16 protein-coding genes are annotated in these 20,081 nt (G+C 65.7%); 10 read left to right on the top strand and 6 right to left on the bottom strand.

Annotation, left to right across the window (positions count from 1 at the left end; all coding sequences use genetic code 11):
- Positions 1–118: 118 nt before the first annotated feature.
- From BMW90_RS04865 to BMW90_RS04855, 3 genes are all read right to left on the bottom strand, one after another.
- Positions 119–1,939, bottom strand: a complete 1,821-nt coding sequence (locus tag BMW90_RS04865; RefSeq protein ID WP_074835287.1) for a M3 family oligoendopeptidase — start codon at positions 1,937–1,939, stop codon at positions 119–121.
- A 65-nt stretch (positions 1,940–2,004) separates the two neighbouring features.
- A complete protein-coding gene (locus BMW90_RS04860) occupies positions 2,005–2,976 on the bottom strand; it encodes an alpha/beta fold hydrolase (RefSeq protein WP_074835285.1) in 972 nt (323 codons plus the stop codon).
- Positions 2,976–3,263 (bottom strand): SCP2 sterol-binding domain-containing protein, encoded by a 288-nt coding sequence (locus tag BMW90_RS04855; RefSeq protein ID WP_048530679.1) that lies wholly within the window; start codon positions 3,261–3,263, stop codon positions 2,976–2,978. The genes BMW90_RS04860 and BMW90_RS04855 overlap by 1 nt, the downstream gene beginning before the upstream one ends.
- A gap of 169 nt (positions 3,264–3,432) precedes the next feature.
- Between BMW90_RS04855 and BMW90_RS04850 the strand changes: the two genes are divergently transcribed.
- The 5 genes from BMW90_RS04850 to BMW90_RS04830 all read left to right on the top strand — a co-directional run bounded on the left by BMW90_RS04850 (position 3,433) and on the right by BMW90_RS04830 (position 8,499).
- Positions 3,433–3,888 (top strand): tetratricopeptide repeat protein, encoded by a 456-nt coding sequence (locus BMW90_RS04850; protein ID WP_244526428.1) that lies wholly within the window; start codon positions 3,433–3,435, stop codon positions 3,886–3,888.
- A gap of 29 nt (positions 3,889–3,917) precedes the next feature.
- The gene (locus tag BMW90_RS04845; RefSeq protein WP_074835282.1) at positions 3,918–6,923 is read left to right on the top strand and encodes a helicase-related protein; all 3,006 of its coding nucleotides are present in this window, start codon (positions 3,918–3,920) and stop codon (positions 6,921–6,923) included.
- 3 nt (positions 6,924–6,926) lie between these two features.
- Positions 6,927–7,307, top strand: a complete 381-nt coding sequence (locus tag BMW90_RS04840; RefSeq protein ID WP_048530682.1) for an RNA-binding S4 domain-containing protein — start codon at positions 6,927–6,929, stop codon at positions 7,305–7,307.
- 51 nt (positions 7,308–7,358) lie between these two features.
- Positions 7,359–7,697 carry a ferredoxin FdxA gene (gene fdxA, locus BMW90_RS04835; RefSeq protein WP_048530683.1) on the top strand — a complete coding sequence of 113 codons (339 nt, stop codon included), beginning with the start codon at positions 7,359–7,361 and terminating at the stop codon, positions 7,695–7,697.
- A gap of 292 nt (positions 7,698–7,989) precedes the next feature.
- The gene (locus BMW90_RS04830) at positions 7,990–8,499 is read left to right on the top strand and encodes a CarD family transcriptional regulator (protein ID WP_048530684.1); all 510 of its coding nucleotides are present in this window, start codon (positions 7,990–7,992) and stop codon (positions 8,497–8,499) included.
- Between the two features lie 89 nt (positions 8,500–8,588).
- On the opposite strand, the gene BMW90_RS04825 is transcribed toward BMW90_RS04830, so the two are convergent.
- A complete protein-coding gene (locus BMW90_RS04825; RefSeq protein ID WP_074835280.1) occupies positions 8,589–10,466 on the bottom strand; it encodes a monovalent cation:proton antiporter-2 (CPA2) family protein in 1,878 nt (625 codons plus the stop codon).
- 105 nt (positions 10,467–10,571) lie between these two features.
- Entirely contained in the window at positions 10,572–11,027 is a 456-nt protein-coding gene (locus BMW90_RS04820) for an Lrp/AsnC family transcriptional regulator (protein ID WP_048530687.1), read from the bottom strand.
- 136 nt (positions 11,028–11,163) lie between these two features.
- Here BMW90_RS04820 and hppD point away from each other — a divergent pair, with 136 nt between their 5' ends.
- Complete coding sequence (gene hppD / locus BMW90_RS04815) at positions 11,164–12,261, top strand: 4-hydroxyphenylpyruvate dioxygenase (RefSeq protein ID WP_074835279.1); 1,098 nt, start codon at positions 11,164–11,166, stop codon at positions 12,259–12,261.
- A gap of 274 nt (positions 12,262–12,535) precedes the next feature.
- The gene (ade, locus tag BMW90_RS04810; RefSeq protein ID WP_074835277.1) at positions 12,536–14,233 is read left to right on the top strand and encodes an adenine deaminase; all 1,698 of its coding nucleotides are present in this window, start codon (positions 12,536–12,538) and stop codon (positions 14,231–14,233) included.
- 89 nt (positions 14,234–14,322) lie between these two features.
- Here the strand turns inward: ade and BMW90_RS04805 are convergent, their stop codons facing one another.
- A complete protein-coding gene (locus tag BMW90_RS04805; RefSeq protein WP_074835449.1) occupies positions 14,323–15,222 on the bottom strand; it encodes a LysR family transcriptional regulator in 900 nt (299 codons plus the stop codon).
- 162 nt (positions 15,223–15,384) lie between these two features.
- On the opposite strand from BMW90_RS04805, the gene xdhA reads away from it, so the two are divergent.
- Genes xdhA through xdhC form a run of 3 tightly spaced genes read left to right on the top strand, consistent with a single transcriptional unit; the run spans position 15,385 to position 20,034 of the window.
- A complete protein-coding gene (gene xdhA, locus BMW90_RS04800; protein ID WP_074835276.1) occupies positions 15,385–16,842 on the top strand; it encodes a xanthine dehydrogenase small subunit in 1,458 nt (485 codons plus the stop codon).
- Positions 16,843–16,855: 13 nt separating this feature from the next.
- Positions 16,856–19,186 (top strand): xanthine dehydrogenase molybdopterin binding subunit, encoded by a 2,331-nt coding sequence (xdhB, locus tag BMW90_RS04795; protein ID WP_074835274.1) that lies wholly within the window; start codon positions 16,856–16,858, stop codon positions 19,184–19,186.
- Entirely contained in the window at positions 19,186–20,034 is an 849-nt protein-coding gene (xdhC, locus tag BMW90_RS04790; protein WP_074835273.1) for a xanthine dehydrogenase accessory protein XdhC, read from the top strand. Before xdhB ends, xdhC begins: the two co-directional genes overlap by 1 nt.
- Positions 20,035–20,081 lie beyond the last annotated feature (47 nt).

The following is a 20,081-nucleotide window of genomic DNA, read 5'->3' as shown; positions in this document are numbered from 1 at the left end:
CCCGGCCCACCGGGCGCGGGCGTGATGCCCGCCCGCTTCCGTTTCAGCCCGGCGCAGGGCCTGCATGGTCCGGGCACTCGGAAGGCGGGCGGGCTTGTGCCATTTGAAAGACCGGGCGTCAGTCTTCCATCGCTTCGAGCTCGTCGATGAAGCCTTCGATCATCGAAAGCCCCTTGTCCCAGAATGCCGGGTCCGAGGCGTCGAGGCCGAAGGGCGCCAGAAGCTCCTTGTGATGCTTGGAGCCGCCGGCCTTGAGCATGTCGAAATACTTCTCCTGAAATCCCTCGGGCGCGGCCTCGTAGGCGGCATAAAGCGCGTTCACCAGCCCGTCGCCGAAGGCATAGGCATAGACGTAGAAGGGCGAATGCACGAAATGCGGGATATAGGCCCAGAAGGTCTCGTAGCCCTCCATGAAGTCGAAGACCGGCCCGAGGCTTTCGGCCTGCACCGACATCCAGAGCGCGTTGATGTCCTCGGGCGTCAGCTCGCCGCCGCGGCGGGCGTCATGCAGCTTGCATTCGAAATCGTAGAAGGCGATCTGCCGGACCACGGTGTTGATCATGTCCTCGACCTTGCCGGCGAGCAGGATCTTGCGGGCCTCCTTGGTTTCGGCCTTCTCCAGCATCTTGCGGAAGGTCAGCATCTCGCCGAAGACCGAGGCGGTTTCGGCCAGGGTCAGCGGCGTCGACGACAGCATTTCGCCCTGATCGGCGGCCAGCCGCTGGTGCACGCCATGGCCCAGTTCATGCGCCAGCGTCATCACGTCGCGCGGTTTGCCGAGGTAGTTGAGCATCACATAGGGGTGGACGTCGGTCACCGTGGGATGGGCAAAGGCGCCGGGTGCCTTGCCGGGTTTCACCCCGGCGTCGATCCAGCCATCGTTGAAGAAGGGGTCGGACAGCTCGGCCATGCGCGGATCAAAGCCGGCATAGGCCTCCTGCACGATCTCGCGCGCCTCGTCCCAGCCGACGATTTTTGTCTCTTCCATCGGCAGCGGCGCATTGCGATCCCAGACCTGCATGCGGTCGAGGCCCAGCCACTTGGCCTTGAGCGCGTAATAGCGGTGCGACAGGCGCGGGTAGGCGGCGACCACGGCATTGCGCAGCGCCTCGACCACTTCGGGCTCGACGTCGTTCGACAGGTGCCGTCCGGCCTGGGCCGAGGGCATCTTGCGCCAGCGGTCGATGACTTCCTTTTCCTTGGCCTGGGTGTTGTGGACGCGGGCAAAGGTCTTGATGTTGTCCTGGAACACCCGGGCCAGCTCGCGGCTGGCGGCCTCGCGCTTGGCGCGGTCCTGTTCGGTGAGCAGGTTGAGCGTCGCCTCGATACCCATTTCCTCGCCGTCGACCTCGAAGTGAAGCCCGGCGATGGTCTCGTCGAAAAGCCGCTCCCAGGCGTCGCCGACGACGCCGAGATCATGCAGGAACTTTTCCAGCTCGTCCGAGAGCTGGTGATCCTTCATCGCGCGGATGCGGCGGAACACCGGGGCATAGCGGGCGAGATCGCGGTTCTGCTCCAGCAGCCCGGCGAGGTGATCATCCTCGAGCCGGTTGAGCTCGAGCGTGAAGAACACCAGCGGAGTGGTGTAATTGGTGATCTTTTCCTGGCAATCCGACATGAACTTGGCGCGGGCGCCGTCGGTGGTCTGCTGGTAATAGCGCAGGCCGGCAAAGGACATGATGCGCCCGGCGATGGCGCTGATCTTTTCGTTGCGCTGGACGCAGGTCAGGAAGGCTTCGGCCGAGAGCGTGGCAAGCTTGCCTTCGTAGTCACCGGCAAAAGCGGCGCATTCCTGCTCCAGCCAGTCGAGATCGCGGGCCAGCTCGGGCGCGTCCTCGGAGGCATAGAGATCGGTCAGGTCCCATTCGGGCAGATTGCCGAGGTCGCGCGCGCCGCCGCCTGCATTGGCGTCACGGACGGGAAAGGGGAGGTGCAGCATGAAATTGGCCTTCTGTTCTGGTTGGACACAGATAAGCCCGCCATGGTGCAAGGTTCAAGGGAGGGTCAGGCCGAGGCGGCCTGCGGCTTGCCCAGCAGGGTGTCCTCGAAATAATGGCAGGTGGTCTCGAAGATATGGCGCCGGGTTTCGGCATCCTCCATCAGCACCTCATGTTCGCCGTCCTCGATCACCTCGAGTCGCCCCTGCGGCCAGGCCGCCATGCGGCTGCGGATCTCGGGCACGCTGACGATGCGTTCGTTGCTGCCGAGGAAAGTGATGCAGGGCAGGTCCGGCGCCGGCAGGGCGGCCAGGGCGCGGCATTCGCGCAGGGCCTCGTGCAGCCAGTGCAGCGAGGGGCCGCCAAGCTGCAATTCGGGGTGGTCGAGCACCTGCTGGCGCATATAGGCAAACATCTCGCGGTCGCGGGTCAGCACGTTGTCCTCGAACGGGGCGGTGGCGACATAACTCGCGGCGCCGGTCGAGGGGGCATAGAGGTGGCTGAAGCCGAGCTTGCGGCTGGTCCAGCCCATGGCCCAGGCGGCGGGGCGCACGGGCCCGGCAATACGAATGCCCCACATCGGCCCGGTAAAGACCGCGCCGACCACCGGCAGATGATTGTAGAGCGCCCGGAGGCCGATGCAGCCGCCCATGGAATGGCCGAGCAGAAACAGCGGCTGGGGCAGGTCAAGCTCGGGCAGCGCGGCGCGCAGGGCGCGCACGTCACGCTGATAATCCTCGAAGATGTCGACATGGCCGACGCGGGCATCGGGCAACAACCGGTCGGCCAGGCCCTGGCCGCGCCAGTCGACGGCCAGCACCGCATAGCCCCGCGCCGTGAGGTCGGCGGCCAGCATGCCGTATTTCTCGACATATTCGGTGCGGCCGGGAAAGATCAGAATGGTTCCCCTGGCCTCGGCTTCGGTCGGCCAATGGCCGATCCGAATGAGTTTGCCGTCTTCGGTGGTGAGCCAATGGCACCGGCCGCCCCGGGGCGCGCGCGCCATGTCTTCGAAATAGGGGGCCGGCGTCAGGGTCATCAGGAGAGCGCCTGTCCCAGCTTCATCGCGGTGCCCATGTCGCCATCGACGGCGAGCTTGCCCGACATGAAGGCCGACGTGGGGTCGAGATCGCCGGCGAGGATCGATTCAAAGGTCTCGGCATCGGCGGTCATGGTGACCTCGGCCTCGTCATCGCCGGCGCGGGCGCCGTCCCCGTCGACCATGATGGCGCCTTCGTCCTCGATGACGAACTTGGCGGTGCCGTCAAAGCCGCCGTCGATCTTTGCGTTCAAGGCCTTTACCGCCTCGGCCACAACATCACTCATTTGCACGCTCCTTTGTCTGATCGCGGGTGGTATTTCGAACCCGCTGCGCTACATTGAGGGCACTATGGTCATGATCAGACAGCACATCAAATGTAGCGTTGCGGCATTTCTCGTCCTAGTCACGTATTCCCTACCGTCGGGTGTGCGGGCGCAGGACACGGAGGCTCTCTTGCAGCAGCTGCGCGAGGCCGAGCCGGCCGAAGCGGGGCGGCTGGTGGCCGATATCAGCCGCGAATGGTCCAAAAGCGGATCGGCGGCGATGGATCTGCTGCTGAAACGCGGCCGGGATGCGATGGATGTCGGCGATCTCGCGGCCGCGGCCGAACATTTCACCGCCCTTGTCGATCATGCGCCGGAATTTGCCGAAGGCTATCACATGCGCGCCATGGCTTATTACAACGCCGGCCGGATCGGTCCGGCGCTGGGCGATCTGGAAATGGCGCTGCGGTACAATCCCGACCATTTCGGCGCGCTGCGCGGGCTGGCGGTGATTTTCGAGACGCTTGGCGATGCCGATCGGGCGCTGCGCGGCTATGAAATGGTGCTGGCCTTGCATCCCAACGACGAAGAGGCGCAAAACGGCGTCGAACGTCTGTTGATCACGGCACGCGGCCGCGACATCTAGAATTCTGAACAAGCCCGGGGAGACACCGGATGGCGATGGAACAGCGGACCGTGGCGGTCCTTGGGCCCACCAACACGGGCAAGACCCATTACGCCATCGAGCGCATGCTGGGCTATCGCTCGGGCATCATCGGGCTGCCGCTGCGGCTGCTCGCGCGCGAGGTCTATGACAAGATCGTCGCCATCCGCGGCCCCGGCGTGGTGGCGCTGGTCACCGGCGAAGAGCGCATCGTGCCGCCGCGGGCGCAATATTGGGTCTGCACCGTCGAGGCGATGCCCGAGGGCATGGGCACCGATTTCGTCGCCATCGACGAGATCCAGCTCTGCGCCGATCCCGAGCGCGGCCATGTCTTTACCGACCGTCTGCTGAGGATGCGCGGCACCCATGAGACGCTGTTTCTGGGCGCCGACACCATGCGCGGTCCGATTGCCGCGCTGGTGCGGGGCGTCGAGTTCATGCGCCGCGAGCGGATGAGCCAGTTGAGCTACACAGGTTCGAAAAAGATAAGTCGGCTGCAATCCCGCAGCGCGGTCGTGGGGTTTTCGATTGAGAATGTCTATGCCATTGCCGAGCTGCTGCGCCGCCAGAAGGGCGGAGCGGCGGTGGTCATGGGCGCGCTCAGCCCGCGCACCCGCAATGCGCAGGTCGATCTTTACCAGAACGGCGACGTCGATTTCCTGGTGGCGACCGATGCCATCGGCATGGGGCTGAACCTCGATGTGAACCACGTCGCCTTTTCCGGCCTGTCCAAGTTCGACGGCCGCCGGATGCGGCCGCTGGCACCAAACGAGCTGGGGCAGATCGCCGGCCGGGCGGGGCGGGGAATGCGCGACGGCACCTTTGGCGTGACCGGCGAGGCGCCGCCGCTGGACGAGGGGGTCGCCGAGGCGATCTGCAACCATCAGTTCACCCCGCTCAAGAAACTTCAATGGCGCAATGCGGCGCTGGAGTTCGGCACCATCGACCGGCTGATCGCCGCGCTGGAAAAGCCGCCCGAGGATCCGATGCTGCTCAAGGCGCGCGAGGCCGACGATCTGCGCGTTCTGCGAACGCTGGCGCAGGACGACACGGTCTTTGCCCGCGCCTCGAGCCCGCAGTCGGTGCGGCTGCTCTGGGATGTCTGCCGCATCCCGGATTTTCGCGGCATATCGCATGCGGAACATGCCGGCCTGCTGGGCGTTATCTTTGGCTACCTGCACGAAAGCGGACAGGTGCCGGATGACTGGCTGGCGCGGCAGGTGCGGCGGATCGATCGGACCGACGGTGACATCGACACATTGTCGAAACGATTGGCATATATCCGCACATGGACCTATGTGGCCCAACGAAAGCGCTGGGTCACGGACGAAAGCCATTGGCGCGGGGTGACGCGCGCTGTAGAAGACAGGCTGTCGGATGCGCTGCACGACCGTCTGACCCAGAGATTTGTTGATCGCCGCACATCCGTGCTCTTGCGGCGGTTGAAGCAGAAGGAGGCCCTCTTGGCCGAAGTGAACGAGAATGGTGAAGTAACGGTCGAGGGCGAGTTCGTCGGCCGACTTGAGGGATTCCGCTTCCGGCAGGACAAGGATGCGACCGGGCAGGAGGCCAAGACGCTGAAGGCGGCGTCACTCCAGGCCCTGGCCCCGCATTTCCACCTGCGGGCCGACCGGTTTTACAATGCGCCCGATACCGAGATCGACTTTACCGAGCAGGGTGGCCTCATGTGGGGCGATCAGGCGGTGGGCAAGCTGGTCAAGGGGGCCGATCCGCTGAAGCCCGAGGTCCGGGCCTTTGTCGATGACGAGGCCGGGCCCGACGTGGCGCAAAAGGTGCAGCGCCGGTTGCAGCATTTCATCGACCGCAAGGTCGCGACCCAGTTCGAACCGCTGGTGGCTCTGGGCCGGGACGAGGCATTGAGCGGCTTGGCCAAGGGCTTTGCCTTTCAGATGGTCGAGAGCTTTGGCGTGCTGCCGCGCGTCAGGGTGGCCGATGACGTCAAGGCGCTGGATCAGGAGGCCCGTGGCGCACTGCGCAAGCACGGCGTGCGCTTCGGCCAGTTCACCATTTTCATGCCGCTTTTGCTGAAACCGGCGCCGACGCGGCTGCGGCTGGTGCTCTGGTCGCTCTGGCAGGGGCTGGATGTCTTCCCCGAGGCGCCGCCGCCGGGGCTGGTGACCGTGCCGTCCGATCAGGCCGCACCCGAGGGCGCGGATACCATGTCGGGCTATCGCAAGGCCGGGGCGCGGGCGATCCGCATCGACATGCTGGAACGGCTGGCGGACATGCTGCGCGCCGAGGACACCCGAGGCGGTTTCGAGGCCAAGGCAGACATGTTGTCGATCACCGGCATGACGCTGGAGCAATTCGCCGATCTGATGCAGGGCCTGGGCTATCGCGCTGAAAAAGGCGAGCGCGCCAAGGTCAAGCCGGCCGATGCCGTGGTGGTGGAAGAGGCCAAGGACACGGCCGTTTCCCCCGACACCCCGGTAATGGATGTGGCCCAGCCCGAGCCGGCCCCCGGCACCGAGGCTGCGCCGCAGGTCGAGGCCGAAGCCGAGACAGAGGCCGAGGCGGTGGCACCGACCGAGACGCCCGACATCCCCGAAGCGGATGATGCGGTTCCTGACGTCCAGGCTTCGGACAGCTCCGATGCGGCGGCCACGGTGTCGCCTTCGGAACTCGAGGCCAACGCCGACCCGATCCCGCCGGTCGACAGCGCCGCCGGCGAACTGCGCCCCGGCGAAACCCCGGACAAGGCCGATGCCGGTCCCGAGATGGAGGTGTTTTACACCTTCACCTGGGGGCGCGGAGCGCGCGGCGACCGCAAGCCGCGCGGCGGCCACCGGGGCGACCGCGACGGGGGCAAGCCGCAGGGCAAGGGGCGCCGCGGCGACCGTGGCGACAAGGGCAGGGGGCCGAAAGGTGCCAAGGGCAAGGGCCCGCGCCAGGACAAGGGCGCCAAGACCTATCAGTCGCGCCCGGAAAAGAAGGACCGGATCGACCCGGACAATCCTTTTGCCGCCGCTCTGATGGGGCTCAAGGACAAGGGCTGACCCTTGTCGACCGCGAAACTCCGGCTGGACAAATGGCTCTGGCAGGCGCGGTTCTTCAAGACCCGCACATTGGCCGCCCGCACCATCTCGACCGAGGGGGTGCGGGTTGACGGGACGCGGGTGTCGAAACCCGGCCGCACCATAAGCCCCGGCAATGTCTTGACCTTCGTGCAGGCGAAACGGGTGCGCATCGTGCGCATCCTCGAGCTGGGCACACGGCGGGGCCCGGCGACCGAGGCGCAGGCGCTGTACGAAGACCTGTCACCGCCCGAGCCGCCAAAGGAGGACAGGCCGCCCGCGAATCCGGCCTATGAGGGAAAAGGTCGCCCGACCAAGCAGGATCGGCGCAACCTTGATCTTAACCGGCGTCGCACGCTTGAATGATCCGGCCGGCTGGATTAGCAAACACCCGCGTCAGCAAGAAAGACTCGTCCCATGACCTATATCGTCAACGATGCCTGCATCGCCTGCAAATACACCGACTGTGTCGAGGTCTGCCCCGTGGATTGCTTCTACGAGGGCGAGAACATGCTGGTGATCCACCCCGACGAATGCATCGACTGCGGCGTCTGCGAGCCGGAATGCCCGGCCGATGCGATCCGCCCGGACACCGAGCCGGACATGGAGAAATGGGTGGAGTTCAACCGCAAGTACTCGGAAATGTGGCCGGTGATCATCACCAAGAAAGACCCGCTGCCCAAGGCCGAGGAACACGACGGGGAAGAGGGCAAGCTCGAGAAATACTTCTCGGAAGCGCCCGGCGAAGGCGGTTGACGCCGCGTTAGCGATTCGGCGCTGGCCGGCCAAAGCGGTTGGAAAGCACTTCAACTGCGCGACATAACCACTTGAGATCAGGGGTGTACTCTCTCTGGTCACGGAAATATGCTGGAAATAGCATCCTTTTTGTGCTATATTCCTGTCATATGATTTATTCTTCTCACTCAGGACAGGATCGTCAGCACCTGTTCGGCTGAAGGCGGCATATTGGAAAACCGGGAACGGAGATGAAAATCCCCGTCCGGTTCTTTTGTCGCTTGAGGCGTGGGAACATGCGAGGAAGGACTGCATGACCAAATCGAAGAAATCCGAGTTCCGCCCGAACGATTACGTCGTCTATCCGGCCCATGGTGTGGGCCAGATCGTCTCGATCGACAAGGAGGAAATCGCAGGCATCCCGCTCGAGCTGTTCGTGATCTCGTTCGAGAAGGACAAGATGACCCTCCGGGTGCCGACCAACAAGGCCACCGAGATCGGCATGCGCAGCCTCAGCTCGCCCGACGTGATCGAAAAGGCGCTGACCACGCTCAAGGGCAAGGCGCGGGTGAAACGCGCCATGTGGTCGCGCCGGGCCCAGGAATACGAACAGAAGATCAATTCCGGCGACCTGATCTCGATTGCCGAAGTGGTCCGCGACCTGCACCGCAACGACGAGCAGCGCGAACAGAGCTATTCTGAACGTCAGCTTTACGAAGCCGCGCTCGAGCGTCTGACCCGCGAAGTTGCTGCCGTGGCCGGCGGCGACGAGGTGGCTGCGGCCAAGCAGGTGGACGAGGTACTGCTGTCGCGCGCGGCCTGAGAGGCTGGCGGCTGACACAAGCGCCGATTTGAAATTGAAAGCCCGCGCAACCATTTGCGCGGGCTTTTTCGCGTGATGGGCGAGGGGCCTCAGGCGGCATCGTCCTTTTGCAGCTGGGCCAGCAACAGCGCCTCGAGATCGCGCTCCAGCTCCTTGGCGCGGGCGATATAGGGCTCATTGTCGACCGAGGGGATGTCATCGCGCCAGAGCTTGGCCAGCTCCTGGACCGAATGCCGGTCGTGCTGATAGAACACCCGCTCCGCCTCCGCCGCCTCATATTCCGTCAGCCCGATGTTCTCCAGCACATAGCGCCCGGCGCGCAGCGAGCTGTCGAACATCTCGCGCACGATGTCATTGGCGCCGGCCTGATAGAGCTTGAAGGCATGGGTGCGGTCATGGGCGCGGGCCACGATATGCAGGTCGTCGCGCTCGCGCCGGGCAAAGCTCACAAGACGCAAGGTCGCCGCCGGATCGTCGAGCGCCACCACCAGCACCCGCGCCTCGCGCAGACCGGCGGCATGCAGCAGCTCGGGGCGCGTCGGGTCGCCGTAGAACCCCTTGAAGCCGAAGCGGCGCATCAGCTCGATGGTCTTCATGTTGTGGTCGAGCACCACGGTCTTGAACCCCGAGCTCTGCACCAGACGGTTGACGATCTGGCCGAAGCGACCGATCCCGGCGATGATCACCGGCCCCTGTTCGTCGATCTCGTCGGGTTCAAAGGCCTCGCCACGCTCGGACATGCGGCGCGACAGCAGCTCGTAGAGGATGAAGAGCAGGGGGGTGATCAGCATCGACAGCGCCACCACCAGCAACAGCGTCTGCGACAGGCCGGGCGGCAGGATGTTCTGGGTGACCGAAAAGGAGATCAGGACAAAGCCGAATTCGCCCGCCTGCGCCAGCCCGAGGGTAAAGAGCCAGCGGTTGCGGCCCCGCAGGCCAAAGATCATGGCGAGACAGAGCAGCACCGCGCCCTTGGCGGCGATCACCGCCAGCGTCAGCCCGAGGATCTTGAAAGGGGCCCCGAAGAAGGTGGCAAAGTCGATGCCGGCGCCCACGGTGATGAAGAACAGCCCCAGCAGCAGGCCCTTGAACGGCTCGATGTCGCTTTCCAGCTCGTGGCGGAATTCCGAGTTGGCCAGCACCACGCCCGCCAGAAAGGTGCCCAGCGCCGGCGACAGGCCGACCATGTTCATCAGCGTGCCGATGCCCACCACGATCAGCAGCGCCAGCGCGGTGTTGAGCTCGCGCAGCCGGGCAGTGTGAACGAATTGGAACAGCGGCCGCACCAGGTAGATGCCGGCCAGGATCACAGCCGCCACCGCGCACAGCGTCACCAGCGTCACGCCCCAGCCGGGCAGGCCTTCGACCAGCGACATGCCGGCATGGGCGGCGTCCTCGGCCTCCTTGGCGGGCAGGCTGATTGCCCCGTCGGGCGCGATCACCGCCGAGGGCATCACCGCCAGCAGCGGCAGCAGCGCCAGCATCGGGATCACCGCGATATCCTGCGTCAGCAGCACGGCAAAGGTCGAGCGCCCGCCACCGGTCTGCATCAGCCCCTTTTCGCTGAGCGTTTGCAGCACGATCGCGGTCGAGGACAGGGCAAAGATCAGCCCCACCGCCAGCGCCACCTGCCAGACCAGCCCCAGCACCATGGCGCCGATCATGATCAGCACGGTCGAGAGCCCGATCTGAAGCCCGCCCAGCCCGATCAACTTGTGCCGCATGTCCCAAAGCGTGCGCGGCTCGAGCTCGAGGCCGATCAGGAACAGCATCATCACCACGCCGAATTCGGCGAAATGCTGCAATTCCTGGGTTTCATGCCCGCCGACAAAGCCGAAGACCGGGCCGATCAGGATGCCGGCGGCGAGGTATCCCAGCACCGATCCAAGCCCCAGTCTGGCCGCCAGAGGTACGGCGATCACCGCCGCGGCGAGGAAGATCGAGGCCTGGAGGAGAAAACTTTCCATGATGTCCTGTCCCGTTGCGTCACACTATTTTGCAGGTGCGGCGAGGATTGAACAAGCCGGCATGGCCGCCCTGCGATCATTTTCCCGACAGTCCCGAAAACCCGGTCAGAGCGGCAGCGGCGCATCGTGCTTGAGCTGGTCCATCACGATCTGGCTCTGCACCCGTGCCACCGCCCGATGCGGCAAGAGCACCTCGTGGATCAGCCGGTTGAGCGCCGCCAGATCGGCGCAATAGACCCGGAGCAGGTAATCGGCATCTCCGGTCAGCGTCCAGGTGCTGACCACCTCAGGTTGGGTGGTCAGCAGGCGGGCAAAGCTCTGCGCATCCTCGGGCCGCTGGCTGGCCATCTGCACCTGGACAAAGGCCTGCACCCCGAGCCCCAGCCGCGCCGCATCGAGCTTGGCGGCATAGGCACGGATATAGCCCTCGGCCTCGAGCCGCTGACGTCGTCGCCCGGCCTGGCTGGCCGAGAGGTTCAGCGCCTCGCCCAGCTCATTGGCGGTCAGATGGGCGTTCTGTTGCAAAAGGCCCAGGAGCCTGCGGTCCATGGAATCGAGCATCTGCGAAATCTCCGCGTATTTCGCGCATTTTGCGCGGAAATCCCGCAAAAAGAAAGTCGTGCATGCCGCAGAACGCGCACATTGCCCCCGGCTGTGGAGTTAGCCTTTGGGCAACGGAAAACAGGAGGAGATGCACATGGGTCCTTTCCCGCACGATGCCCCGAAATCCAAGATCACCGCCGAGAACCCGGCCGGCACCGACGGCTTCGAATTCGTCGAGTTCGCCCATCCCGAGCCCTCGGCGCTGCGCGATCTCTTCGGCAAGATGGGCTATGAGCATGTGGCCAACCACAAGTCGAAACAGATCGAGCTCTGGCAGCAGGGCGATATCACCTATGTGATCAACGCCGAGCCGGGCAGCTTTGCCGCCAGGTTCGTCGAAGAGCACGGCCCCTGCGCGCCCGCGATGGGCTGGCGCGTGGTCGATGCGCAGCATGCCTTTGACCATGCGGTCGCCAAGGGCGCCGAACCTTATGAGGGCGATGACAAGACGATGGATGTGCCCGCGATCAAGGGCATCGGCGGCAGCCTGATCTATTTTATCGACCAATATTACGAGACCTCGCCCTACAACGAGGAATTCGACTGGATCGCGCAATCCAAGCCCAAGGGCGTCGGCTTCCATTACCTCGACCACCTGACCCACAATGTCTTCAAGGGCAACATGGACACCTGGTTCCGGTTCTACGGCGATCTGTTCAATTTCCGCGAAATCCGCTTTTTCGACATCGAGGGCAAGTTCACCGGGCTGTTCTCGCGCGCGCTGACCTCGCCCTGCGGTCGCATCCGCATTCCGATCAACGAAGACCGGGGCGAGACCGGCCAGATCGTGGCCTATCTCAAGAAGTACAACGGCGAGGGCATCCAGCACATCGCGGTGGGCGCGCATGACATCTATGACGCCACCGACGAGATCGCCAGCCGCGGCATCAAGTTCATGCCCGGCCCGCCCGAAACCTATTACAAGCTGTCCAGGGACCGGGTGAGCGGCCACGACGAGCCGATCGACCGGATGAAGAAACACGGCATCCTGATCGACGGCGAAGGCGTGGTCGATGGCGGCGAGACCCGCATCCTGTTGCAGATCTTCTCGAAGACGGTGATCGGCCCGATCTTTTTCGAGTTCATCCAGCGCAAGGGCGATGACGGCTTCGGCGAGGGCAACTTCAAGGCGCTGTTCGAATCGATCGAACAGGAGCAGATCGAAAGCGGCGAGCTCGACCCGGTCAAATAACCCCGTCCCGGCCCCGCGCCGGGACCTCGCCCCCAGCCGCAAGAGGCCCCGGATCAGGTCCGGGGCGCGGCCATGAAGGTTCCGCCGCCTCGCACTCCGGCGCCTCCTGTCCCGGCCCCCGCGCCGGGACCTCCCGCCCAGCCGCAAGAGACCCCGGATCAATTCCGGGGCGCGGCGGCCAGCCCGGCAGGGCAGTCTGCCCGCGCTTCCCGGGTGACACCGCCGCCGCACCCCCTATGATCGCCGCCGAAGCAGCGACGAAAAGGGGCACGCCATGACCGATCTCGAAACCCGCATCGCCCAGGGCCGCGGCGATGAACCCGCCGACAAGGTGCTGCGCGGCGGCCAGATCTTCTGCCTGGTGACCGGCGACAGCATCCCGGGAGACGTGGCGATCTGCGGCGACCGCATTGTCGGTATCGGCGCCGATTACGAGGGCCGCGAGGTCGTCGATGTCAGCGGCTTCACCCTGGTGCCCGGCTTCATCGACACCCATCTGCATATCGAAAGCTCGCTGATCACGCCGTACGAGTTCGACCGCTGCGTCGCGCCCCGTGGCGTCACCACCGCGATCTGCGATCCGCATGAGATCGCCAATGTGGTCGGCCTCGACGGCATCCGCTATTTCCAGCAGGCCAGCACCCACACGCTGATGGACATCCGCGTGCAGCTTTCCTCCTGCGTGCCCTCGACCGACATGGAAACCGCCGGCGCGCAGATCGAGGCGGCCGATCTCGAAGAGGTCATGGGCCACCCGTCCGGCATCGGCCTGGCGGAATTCATGAACTATCCCGGCGTGATCCACCGCGATCCGCGCGCCATGGCCAAACTGCGGCTGTTCGAAGGTGGCCATGTCGACGGCCATTGCCCGATGCTCTCGGGCCGCGACCTCAACGCCTATATCGCCGCCGGCATCCGCACCGAACATGAGGCGACCACGGCCGAAGAGGCGCGCGAAAAGCTGCAAAAGGGCATGCGGGTGCTGATCCGCGAAGGCTCGGTGTCAAAGGATCTCGAGGCGCTGGCCGAGTTGCTGACCGAAGGCAGCAGCGCCTACATCTGCCTCTGCACCGACGACCGCAATCCGCTCGACATCGCCGAGCACGGCCATCTCGATTACATGATCCGCCGGCTGATCGAAAAGGGCGTTTCGCCGCTCGCCGCCTATCGCGCCGCCTCGCTTTCGGCGGCCGAGGCCTTCGGGCTGAAAGACCGCGGCCTCATTGCGCCCGGCCTGCGCGCCGATATCGTGGCGCTCGACAGCCTCGAGGACTGTCGCGCCGCCCGCGTGTTCTGCGCCGGCCAGGAGGTCACCGAAGCCGCCTTCGCCGCCCGTGACGGCATCGAGGTGGTCGGCCGCAACTCGGTCAAGGCGCCCAGGGTCGCGGCCGGCGATTTCCACGCCACCGGCAACCGCAGCACCACGGATGTGATCGGCATCATCGAGGGCAAGATCATTACCGACCACCTGTCGGAAGAGATCGCCATCGAGGATGGCGACAAACGCCCCGACGCCAGCCGCGACCTCGCCCGCATCGCGGTCATCGAACGCCATGGCAAGAACGGCAATATTGCCACCGGCTTCGTGCGCGGCTTCGGCATGCGGGCCGGCGCCATCGCCTCCACCGTCTGCCACGATCACCACAATATCGCCTGCGTCGGCATGGACTACGCCGACATGGCGCTGGCCGCCAACCGCCTGTCCGAGATCGAAGGCGGCTTCGTCGTCGCCCGCGATGGCGCGATCCTGGCCGAGCTGCCCCTGCCGGTCGCCGGGTTGATGAGCCTCGCCCCCTTCGAGGAGGTCCACCGGCACCTCGTCGAGCTGCGCGACGCCGCCAAGTCCCTCGGCGTCACCCTGGAAGAACCCTTCCTTCAGCTCGCCTTCCTCGCCCTGCCGGTGATCCCCGCGCTCAAGATCACCGACCGTGGCATGGTCGACGTGATGAAATTCGAGATCATCCCCGGCTGAGCCACCCCAAGGGGGGCTTCTTCTGGCCGGAAATATCCCGGGGGAGTCGCGGCGTGCCGCGGCGGGGGCAGAGCCCCCGGGCCCCGGCCTCAGCCCAGGATCTCCCCCCGGCAGCGGTCGGTCATGAATTCGACGAACCGCCGGATTTTCGGATCCTGCAACCGTCGGTGCGGATAGAGACAGCCAAAGATCGAGGGTTTCGGCGCCGCCTCGCGCAACACCTCCACAAGCGCGCCCGAGGCCAGGTCCCCGGCGATCAGGAAGCGTGGGATATTGGCGATGCCGCGCCCGGCCAGCGCCCAGGAGATCAGCACATCGCTGTCATCGGCGTCGAACCGCCCCGCCACCTCGAGCTTGCGCGGCCCCGCCGGCGTCTCCAGCACCCAGAAATACTCCGGCGAGCGCGGATAGCGCAGCAACAGGCAATTGTGCCGCAAGAGATCGTCCGGCCCCTCCGGCACGCCCTGCCGCGCCAGATAGTCCGGCGCGGCACAGAGCACCCGGTCGCATTCGGCGATCTTGCGCAGGGTCAGCCCCGACTCCTTCGGAATGCCGACAAAAAACGCCACGTCGAGCCGCTCGCCCAGCATGTCCACCGCCCGGTCGGACAACCGCATCTGCACCTGGCATTCCGGATAGAGATCGGTGAACTCCGGCACCAGCGGCGCGATGATGCGCCGGCCGGTCACCAGCGGCGCGGTCACCCGGATCACCCCGCGCGGCGTGTCCGAGAAATTCGCCACCACCGCCTCGGCCTCGTCCAGCGCCGCCAGGGCCTGACGGGCGTGGTCGTAAAACACCCGGCCCACCTCGGTGGGGGTCAGCGAGCGGGTGGTGCGGTTGAACAGCCGCACCCCCAGATGCCGCTCCAGCTCCTTGATCCTCTTCGAGGCCACCGCCGGCGTCAGCCGCAGATCGCGGCCGCCCGAGGTGATCGAGCCCAGCTCGACAATGCGCACAAAGACGCGCAGGCTTTCGACATAAGGCATTGGCAGGGCTCGCATCAGGCTGACATTCGCCCCGAGCATAACGCCGCGCATCGTGTATTATCAACGATCCGTATAAAGTATTTGCCGACTGAAGGCGTATTCGTTGAAGGATAAAAGGCGTAGACCTGCTTCCAAGCCATTGCACGCTTCGGGAGGAACCAGATGCACAGCCGCAACGAGATCCGTTTTCTGCTCAACGGGGCGCCGGTGGCGCTGCCCGATGTCTCTGCCGCGCAGACCCTGCTCGATTTCCTGCGCCTCAACCGGCGACTGACCGGCACCAAGGAAGGCTGCGCCGAGGGCGATTGCGGCGCCTGCACCGTGCTGGTCGGGCGGCTCGCCGGCGGCGTGTTGCGGTATGAGGCGGTCAATGCCTGTATTCGCTTTCTGGCCACGCTCGATGGTTGCCATGTGGTCACCGTCGAGCATCTGCGCGGGCCGGACGGGGCGCTGCATCCGGTGCAACAGGCGATGGTCGAATTTCACGGCAGCCAATGCGGCTTCTGCACGCCGGGCTTTGTCATGTCGCTTTACGCGCTCTGGATGGAACGGCCCGAGCCCACGGCCGGTGAGGTCGAGACCGCCATTCAGGGCAATCTCTGCCGCTGCACCGGCTATGCCCCGATCATCCGCGCCGCCGTGGCGATCAGCCGCTACGGCACGCCCACCGCCGATCTGCTGACCCGGGAGCGCGCGGCGGTGACCGAGGCGCTCACCGCCCTGCGCGACGGTGCGCGGGTCGAGACCGGGCCGGCGGACAACCGCGCCATCCTGCCGGCGGATGTCGATGATTTCGCGGAGCTCTACGCCGCGTATCCGCAGGCGACGGTGGTGGCCGGAGCCACCGATGTGGGGCTCTGGGTGACCAAGTTCTTCAAGCCGATCAGCCCGGCGATCTTCATCGGCCATCTCGAAGGGCTCAAGCGCATTGACCGCGACGGCGACAGCCTGCGCATCGGCGCCGGGGTCAGCTATTCCGAGCTTGGCCCGGTGATTGCCGAACATGTCCCGCATCTGGCGGACTACTGGAGCCGCATCGCCGGCTGGCAGGTGCGCAACATGGGCACCATCGGCGGCAATATCGCCAATGGCTCGCCGATCGGTGATACCCCGCCGGTGCTGATCGCCATGGGCGCCGAGGTAGTGCTGCGTCGGGGCGCGGAGCGCCGGGTGCTGCCGCTCGAGGCGTTCTTCATCGACTATGGCAAGCAGGATCGCGCGCAGGGCGAGTTCGTCGAGGAGATCCGCCTGCCGCTTTCGCAGGCAGGCGAGCGCCACGCCGCCTACAAGATATCCAAACGCCGGGACGAGGATATTTCCTCGGTCGCCGCGGGCTTTCGTGTCACGGTGCAGGACGGCATCATCAGCGATGCCAGGCTGGCCTTCGGAGGCATGGCCGCCACGCCGAGGCGTGCGGTCGCGGCAGAAGCCGCCCTTGTCGGCCAGGCCTGGCACGAAACCGCCTTCGAGGCGGCCGCCGTGGCGCTTGCCGGCGATTTCACCCCGCTCACCGACTGGCGCGCCAGCGCCGAATACCGTGCCGCCGCGGCCGCCAATCTGCTGCGCCGCTTTTTCCACGAGCAGGAGGGCCAGGCGCCCGTCCGGCTGGCCGTGGCATAAGGGAGGGACCACCATGAAAGACCAGATCACCAGCACCGAGGCGATCCGGGGCGCCGTCCACAGCGACCTGCGCCACGACAGCGCCATCAAACATGTCACCGGCCGGGCCGAATATTGCGACGACATCGCCGAGCCGGCGGGCACGCTGCATGCCTATCTTGGCACGTCCGATGTCACCCATGCGCGGATCAGATCGCTCGATCTCTCCGCCGTCCGGGCCGCGCCCGGCGTGATCGGCGTGCTCACCGCCGCCGACATTCCCGGTGCCAATGACATCTCGCCCACCGGCCGCAACGACGAGCCGGTCTTTCCGACCGATCTGATCGAATTCCACGGCCAGCCGCTGTTTGCCGTGGTGGCCGAGAGCCGGGACGCCGCCCGCCGCGCCGCCGAGCTGGCGCAGATGGAGGTCGAGGACCTGCCGCATGCGCTCGATCCGTTGCAGGCACAGGCGGCCGGCTATCCGCATATCACCGATCCGCTCAAGCTCGAGCGCGGCGATGTGGCGACAGGCTTTGCCGAGGCGCCGCACCGGATCACCGGCCGGCTCAACGTGGGTGGCCAGGATCACATGTACCTCGAGGGGCAGATCTCCTTTGCCATTCCGGGCGAGGATGACGATGTGGTGGTGCATTGCTCGACCCAGCACCCGAGCGAGGCGCAGCACATGGTCGCGCATGTGCTGGGCGTGCCGTCGAACGCGGTCACGGTCAACGTGCGGCGCATGGGTGGCGGCTTCGGCGGCAAGGAAAGCCAGATGAACCTCTTTGCCTGCGTCGCGGCGCTGGCGGCGAAAAAGTGGGACCGCCCGGTGAAAATCCGCCCCGACCGCGATCAGGACATGAGCGCCACCGGCAAGCGGCATGATTTTGTCATCGATTACGACGTGGCGTTTGACGAGGCCGGGTGCATTCAGGCGGTCGAAGGCGAATTCGCCGCCCGCTGCGGCTGGTCCTCGGACCTCTCGGGCCCGGTCACCGACCGCGCGCTGTTTCATGCCGACAACGCCTATTTCTATCCGCATGTCCGCCTGACCTCGCGGCCGATGAAGACCAACACGGTCTCCAACACCGCCTTTCGCGGCTTTGGCGGGCCGCAGGGCGTGGTTGCCGCCGAGCGGATGATCGAAGAGATCGCCTTTGCGCTGGGCAAGGATCCGCTGGAGGTGCGCAAGGCGAATTTCTATGGGCCCGAGGGCCGCGACCTGACACCCTATCACCAGCAGGTGACCGACAATATTCTCGAGCGGCTGGTGGGCGAGCTGGAAAAGAGCGCCGACTATCAGGCCCGTCGCAAGGCGATCCTGAAGTTCAACGCGCAGAGCCGCTTCCTCAAGCGCGGCATTGCCCTGACCCCGGTGAAATTCGGCATCTCCTTTACCGCCACGCATTACAACCAGGCCGGCAGCCTGATCCATGTCTATTCGGATGGTTCGATCCACCTGAACCATGGCGGCACCGAGATGGGGCAGGGGCTCAACACCAAGGTGGCGCAGGTGGTGGCGGATGCCTTCCAGGTGGATATCACCCGGATCAAGATCACCAGGACCACCACCGAGAAGGTGCCCAATACCTCGGCCACCGCGGCCTCGTCCGGCTCCGACCTGAACGGCATGGCGGCGCTGGACGCGGCCGAGCAGATCAAGGCGCGGCTGGTAGAGTTCGCGGCGGACAAATGGGAGGTGGACCCCGCCGCGGTCATCTTCCTGCCGAATGCGGTCAAGGTCGGCAACGAGGTCATGGGGTTCGACGCTCTGGTCAAGGCGGCCTACATGGCGCGGGTGCATCTCTCGGCGGCGGGCTTCTACAAGACGCCCGATATCTACTGGGATCGCGCTGCCGGACGTGGCCGGCCGTTCTATTACTACGCCTATGGTGCGTCCTGCTCCGAGGTCTCGGTCGACACGCTGACCGGCGAATACCGGGTCGAGCGTACCGATATCCTGCATGACGTCGGCCGCTCGCTGAACCCGGTGCTCGACAAGGGGCAGGTGGAAGGCGCCTTCATCCAGGGCATGGGATGGCTCACCACCGAAGAGCTGTGGTGGGACAAGCAAGGCCGGCTGCGCACCCATGCGCCCTCGACCTACAAGATCCCGCTGGCCTCGGACGCGCCGCGCATCTTCAATGTGGGTCTTGCCGAGTGGTCGGTGAACCCGGAACGCACCATCAAACGGTCCAAGGCCGTGGGCGAGCCGCCGTTCATGCTGGGCATTTCGGTGCTGGAAGCGCTGTCGATGGCCGTGGCGAGCGTCGCCGACTACCGCGAATGCCCGCGGCTCGATGCGCCGGCCACCCCCGAACGCGTGCTGATGGCGGTGGAGCGGCTGCGGGGGGACAAGTGATGCCGCTGGCTGCGAAACTCCGCGACTTCCTCGCCGCCGATCCGGTGGTCCGGGTGCGGCTGACTGAGGTGAAAGGCTCTTCGCCGCGCGAGGCGGGGACCGAGATGTTTGTCACCGAGGCGGCGCTTTGCGGCACCATCGGCGGCGGCCGGCTGGAGCACATCGCCATCGAGGCGGCACGGGCGCTGCTGGCGGCCGGCGATCTGGCGCAGGTGCTCGACGTGCCGCTGGGGCCGGAGATCGGCCAATGCTGCGGCGGACGGGTCGAACTGGCGCTGCACCGGATGCGCGAGAGCGACAAGACAGCGGCGCTGGCCGATGCCGAGGCGCAGGATGCGGCCGAACCGGCGGTGCATATCCTGGGCGCCGGCCATGTCGGGCGCGAACTGGCGAACCTGTTTCAGCATCTGCCGGTCAGGACCGTGCTGATCGACCAGCGGGCCGGGGAATTGGCGCAATGCAGTGCCGCGGTCGAGAAACGCCAGAGCGCGATCCCCGAGATCGACATCATGACGGCGCCGCCGGGCAGCGCCTTTGTGGTGCTGACCCATGACCACGGGCTGGATTTCCTGCTGGCTTCGGCGGCGCTGGAGCGCGGTGACGCGGCTTATGTCGGGCTGATCGGCTCTGCCACCAAGCGGGCGAAGTTCCGCGGATGGTGCCTGAAACATTGCGATGGGCTGACCATCGAAGAACTCATCTGCCCCATCGGGGCAGGCGGCAGCCGCGACAAGCGGCCAGCCGTGATCGCCGCCTTCGTGGTGGCAGACGTGATCGCGGCGCTGACCTCTGAAACTGCCGCAGAGGCCCCGCACCGGGGCAATGCACCGCTGATCGCGGCGCAATAGCACGCGCGCCCATGGCCGAAGAGGAGCGGCCGGGGTTGCGCTTTCAA

This window comes from Marinovum algicola (genome assembly GCF_900109145.1).
GTDB lineage: Bacteria > Pseudomonadota > Alphaproteobacteria > Rhodobacterales > Rhodobacteraceae > Marinovum > Marinovum algicola.
Note: the sequence above shows the minus strand (reverse complement) of the source record. Positions and strands in the feature narration are given on the sequence as shown.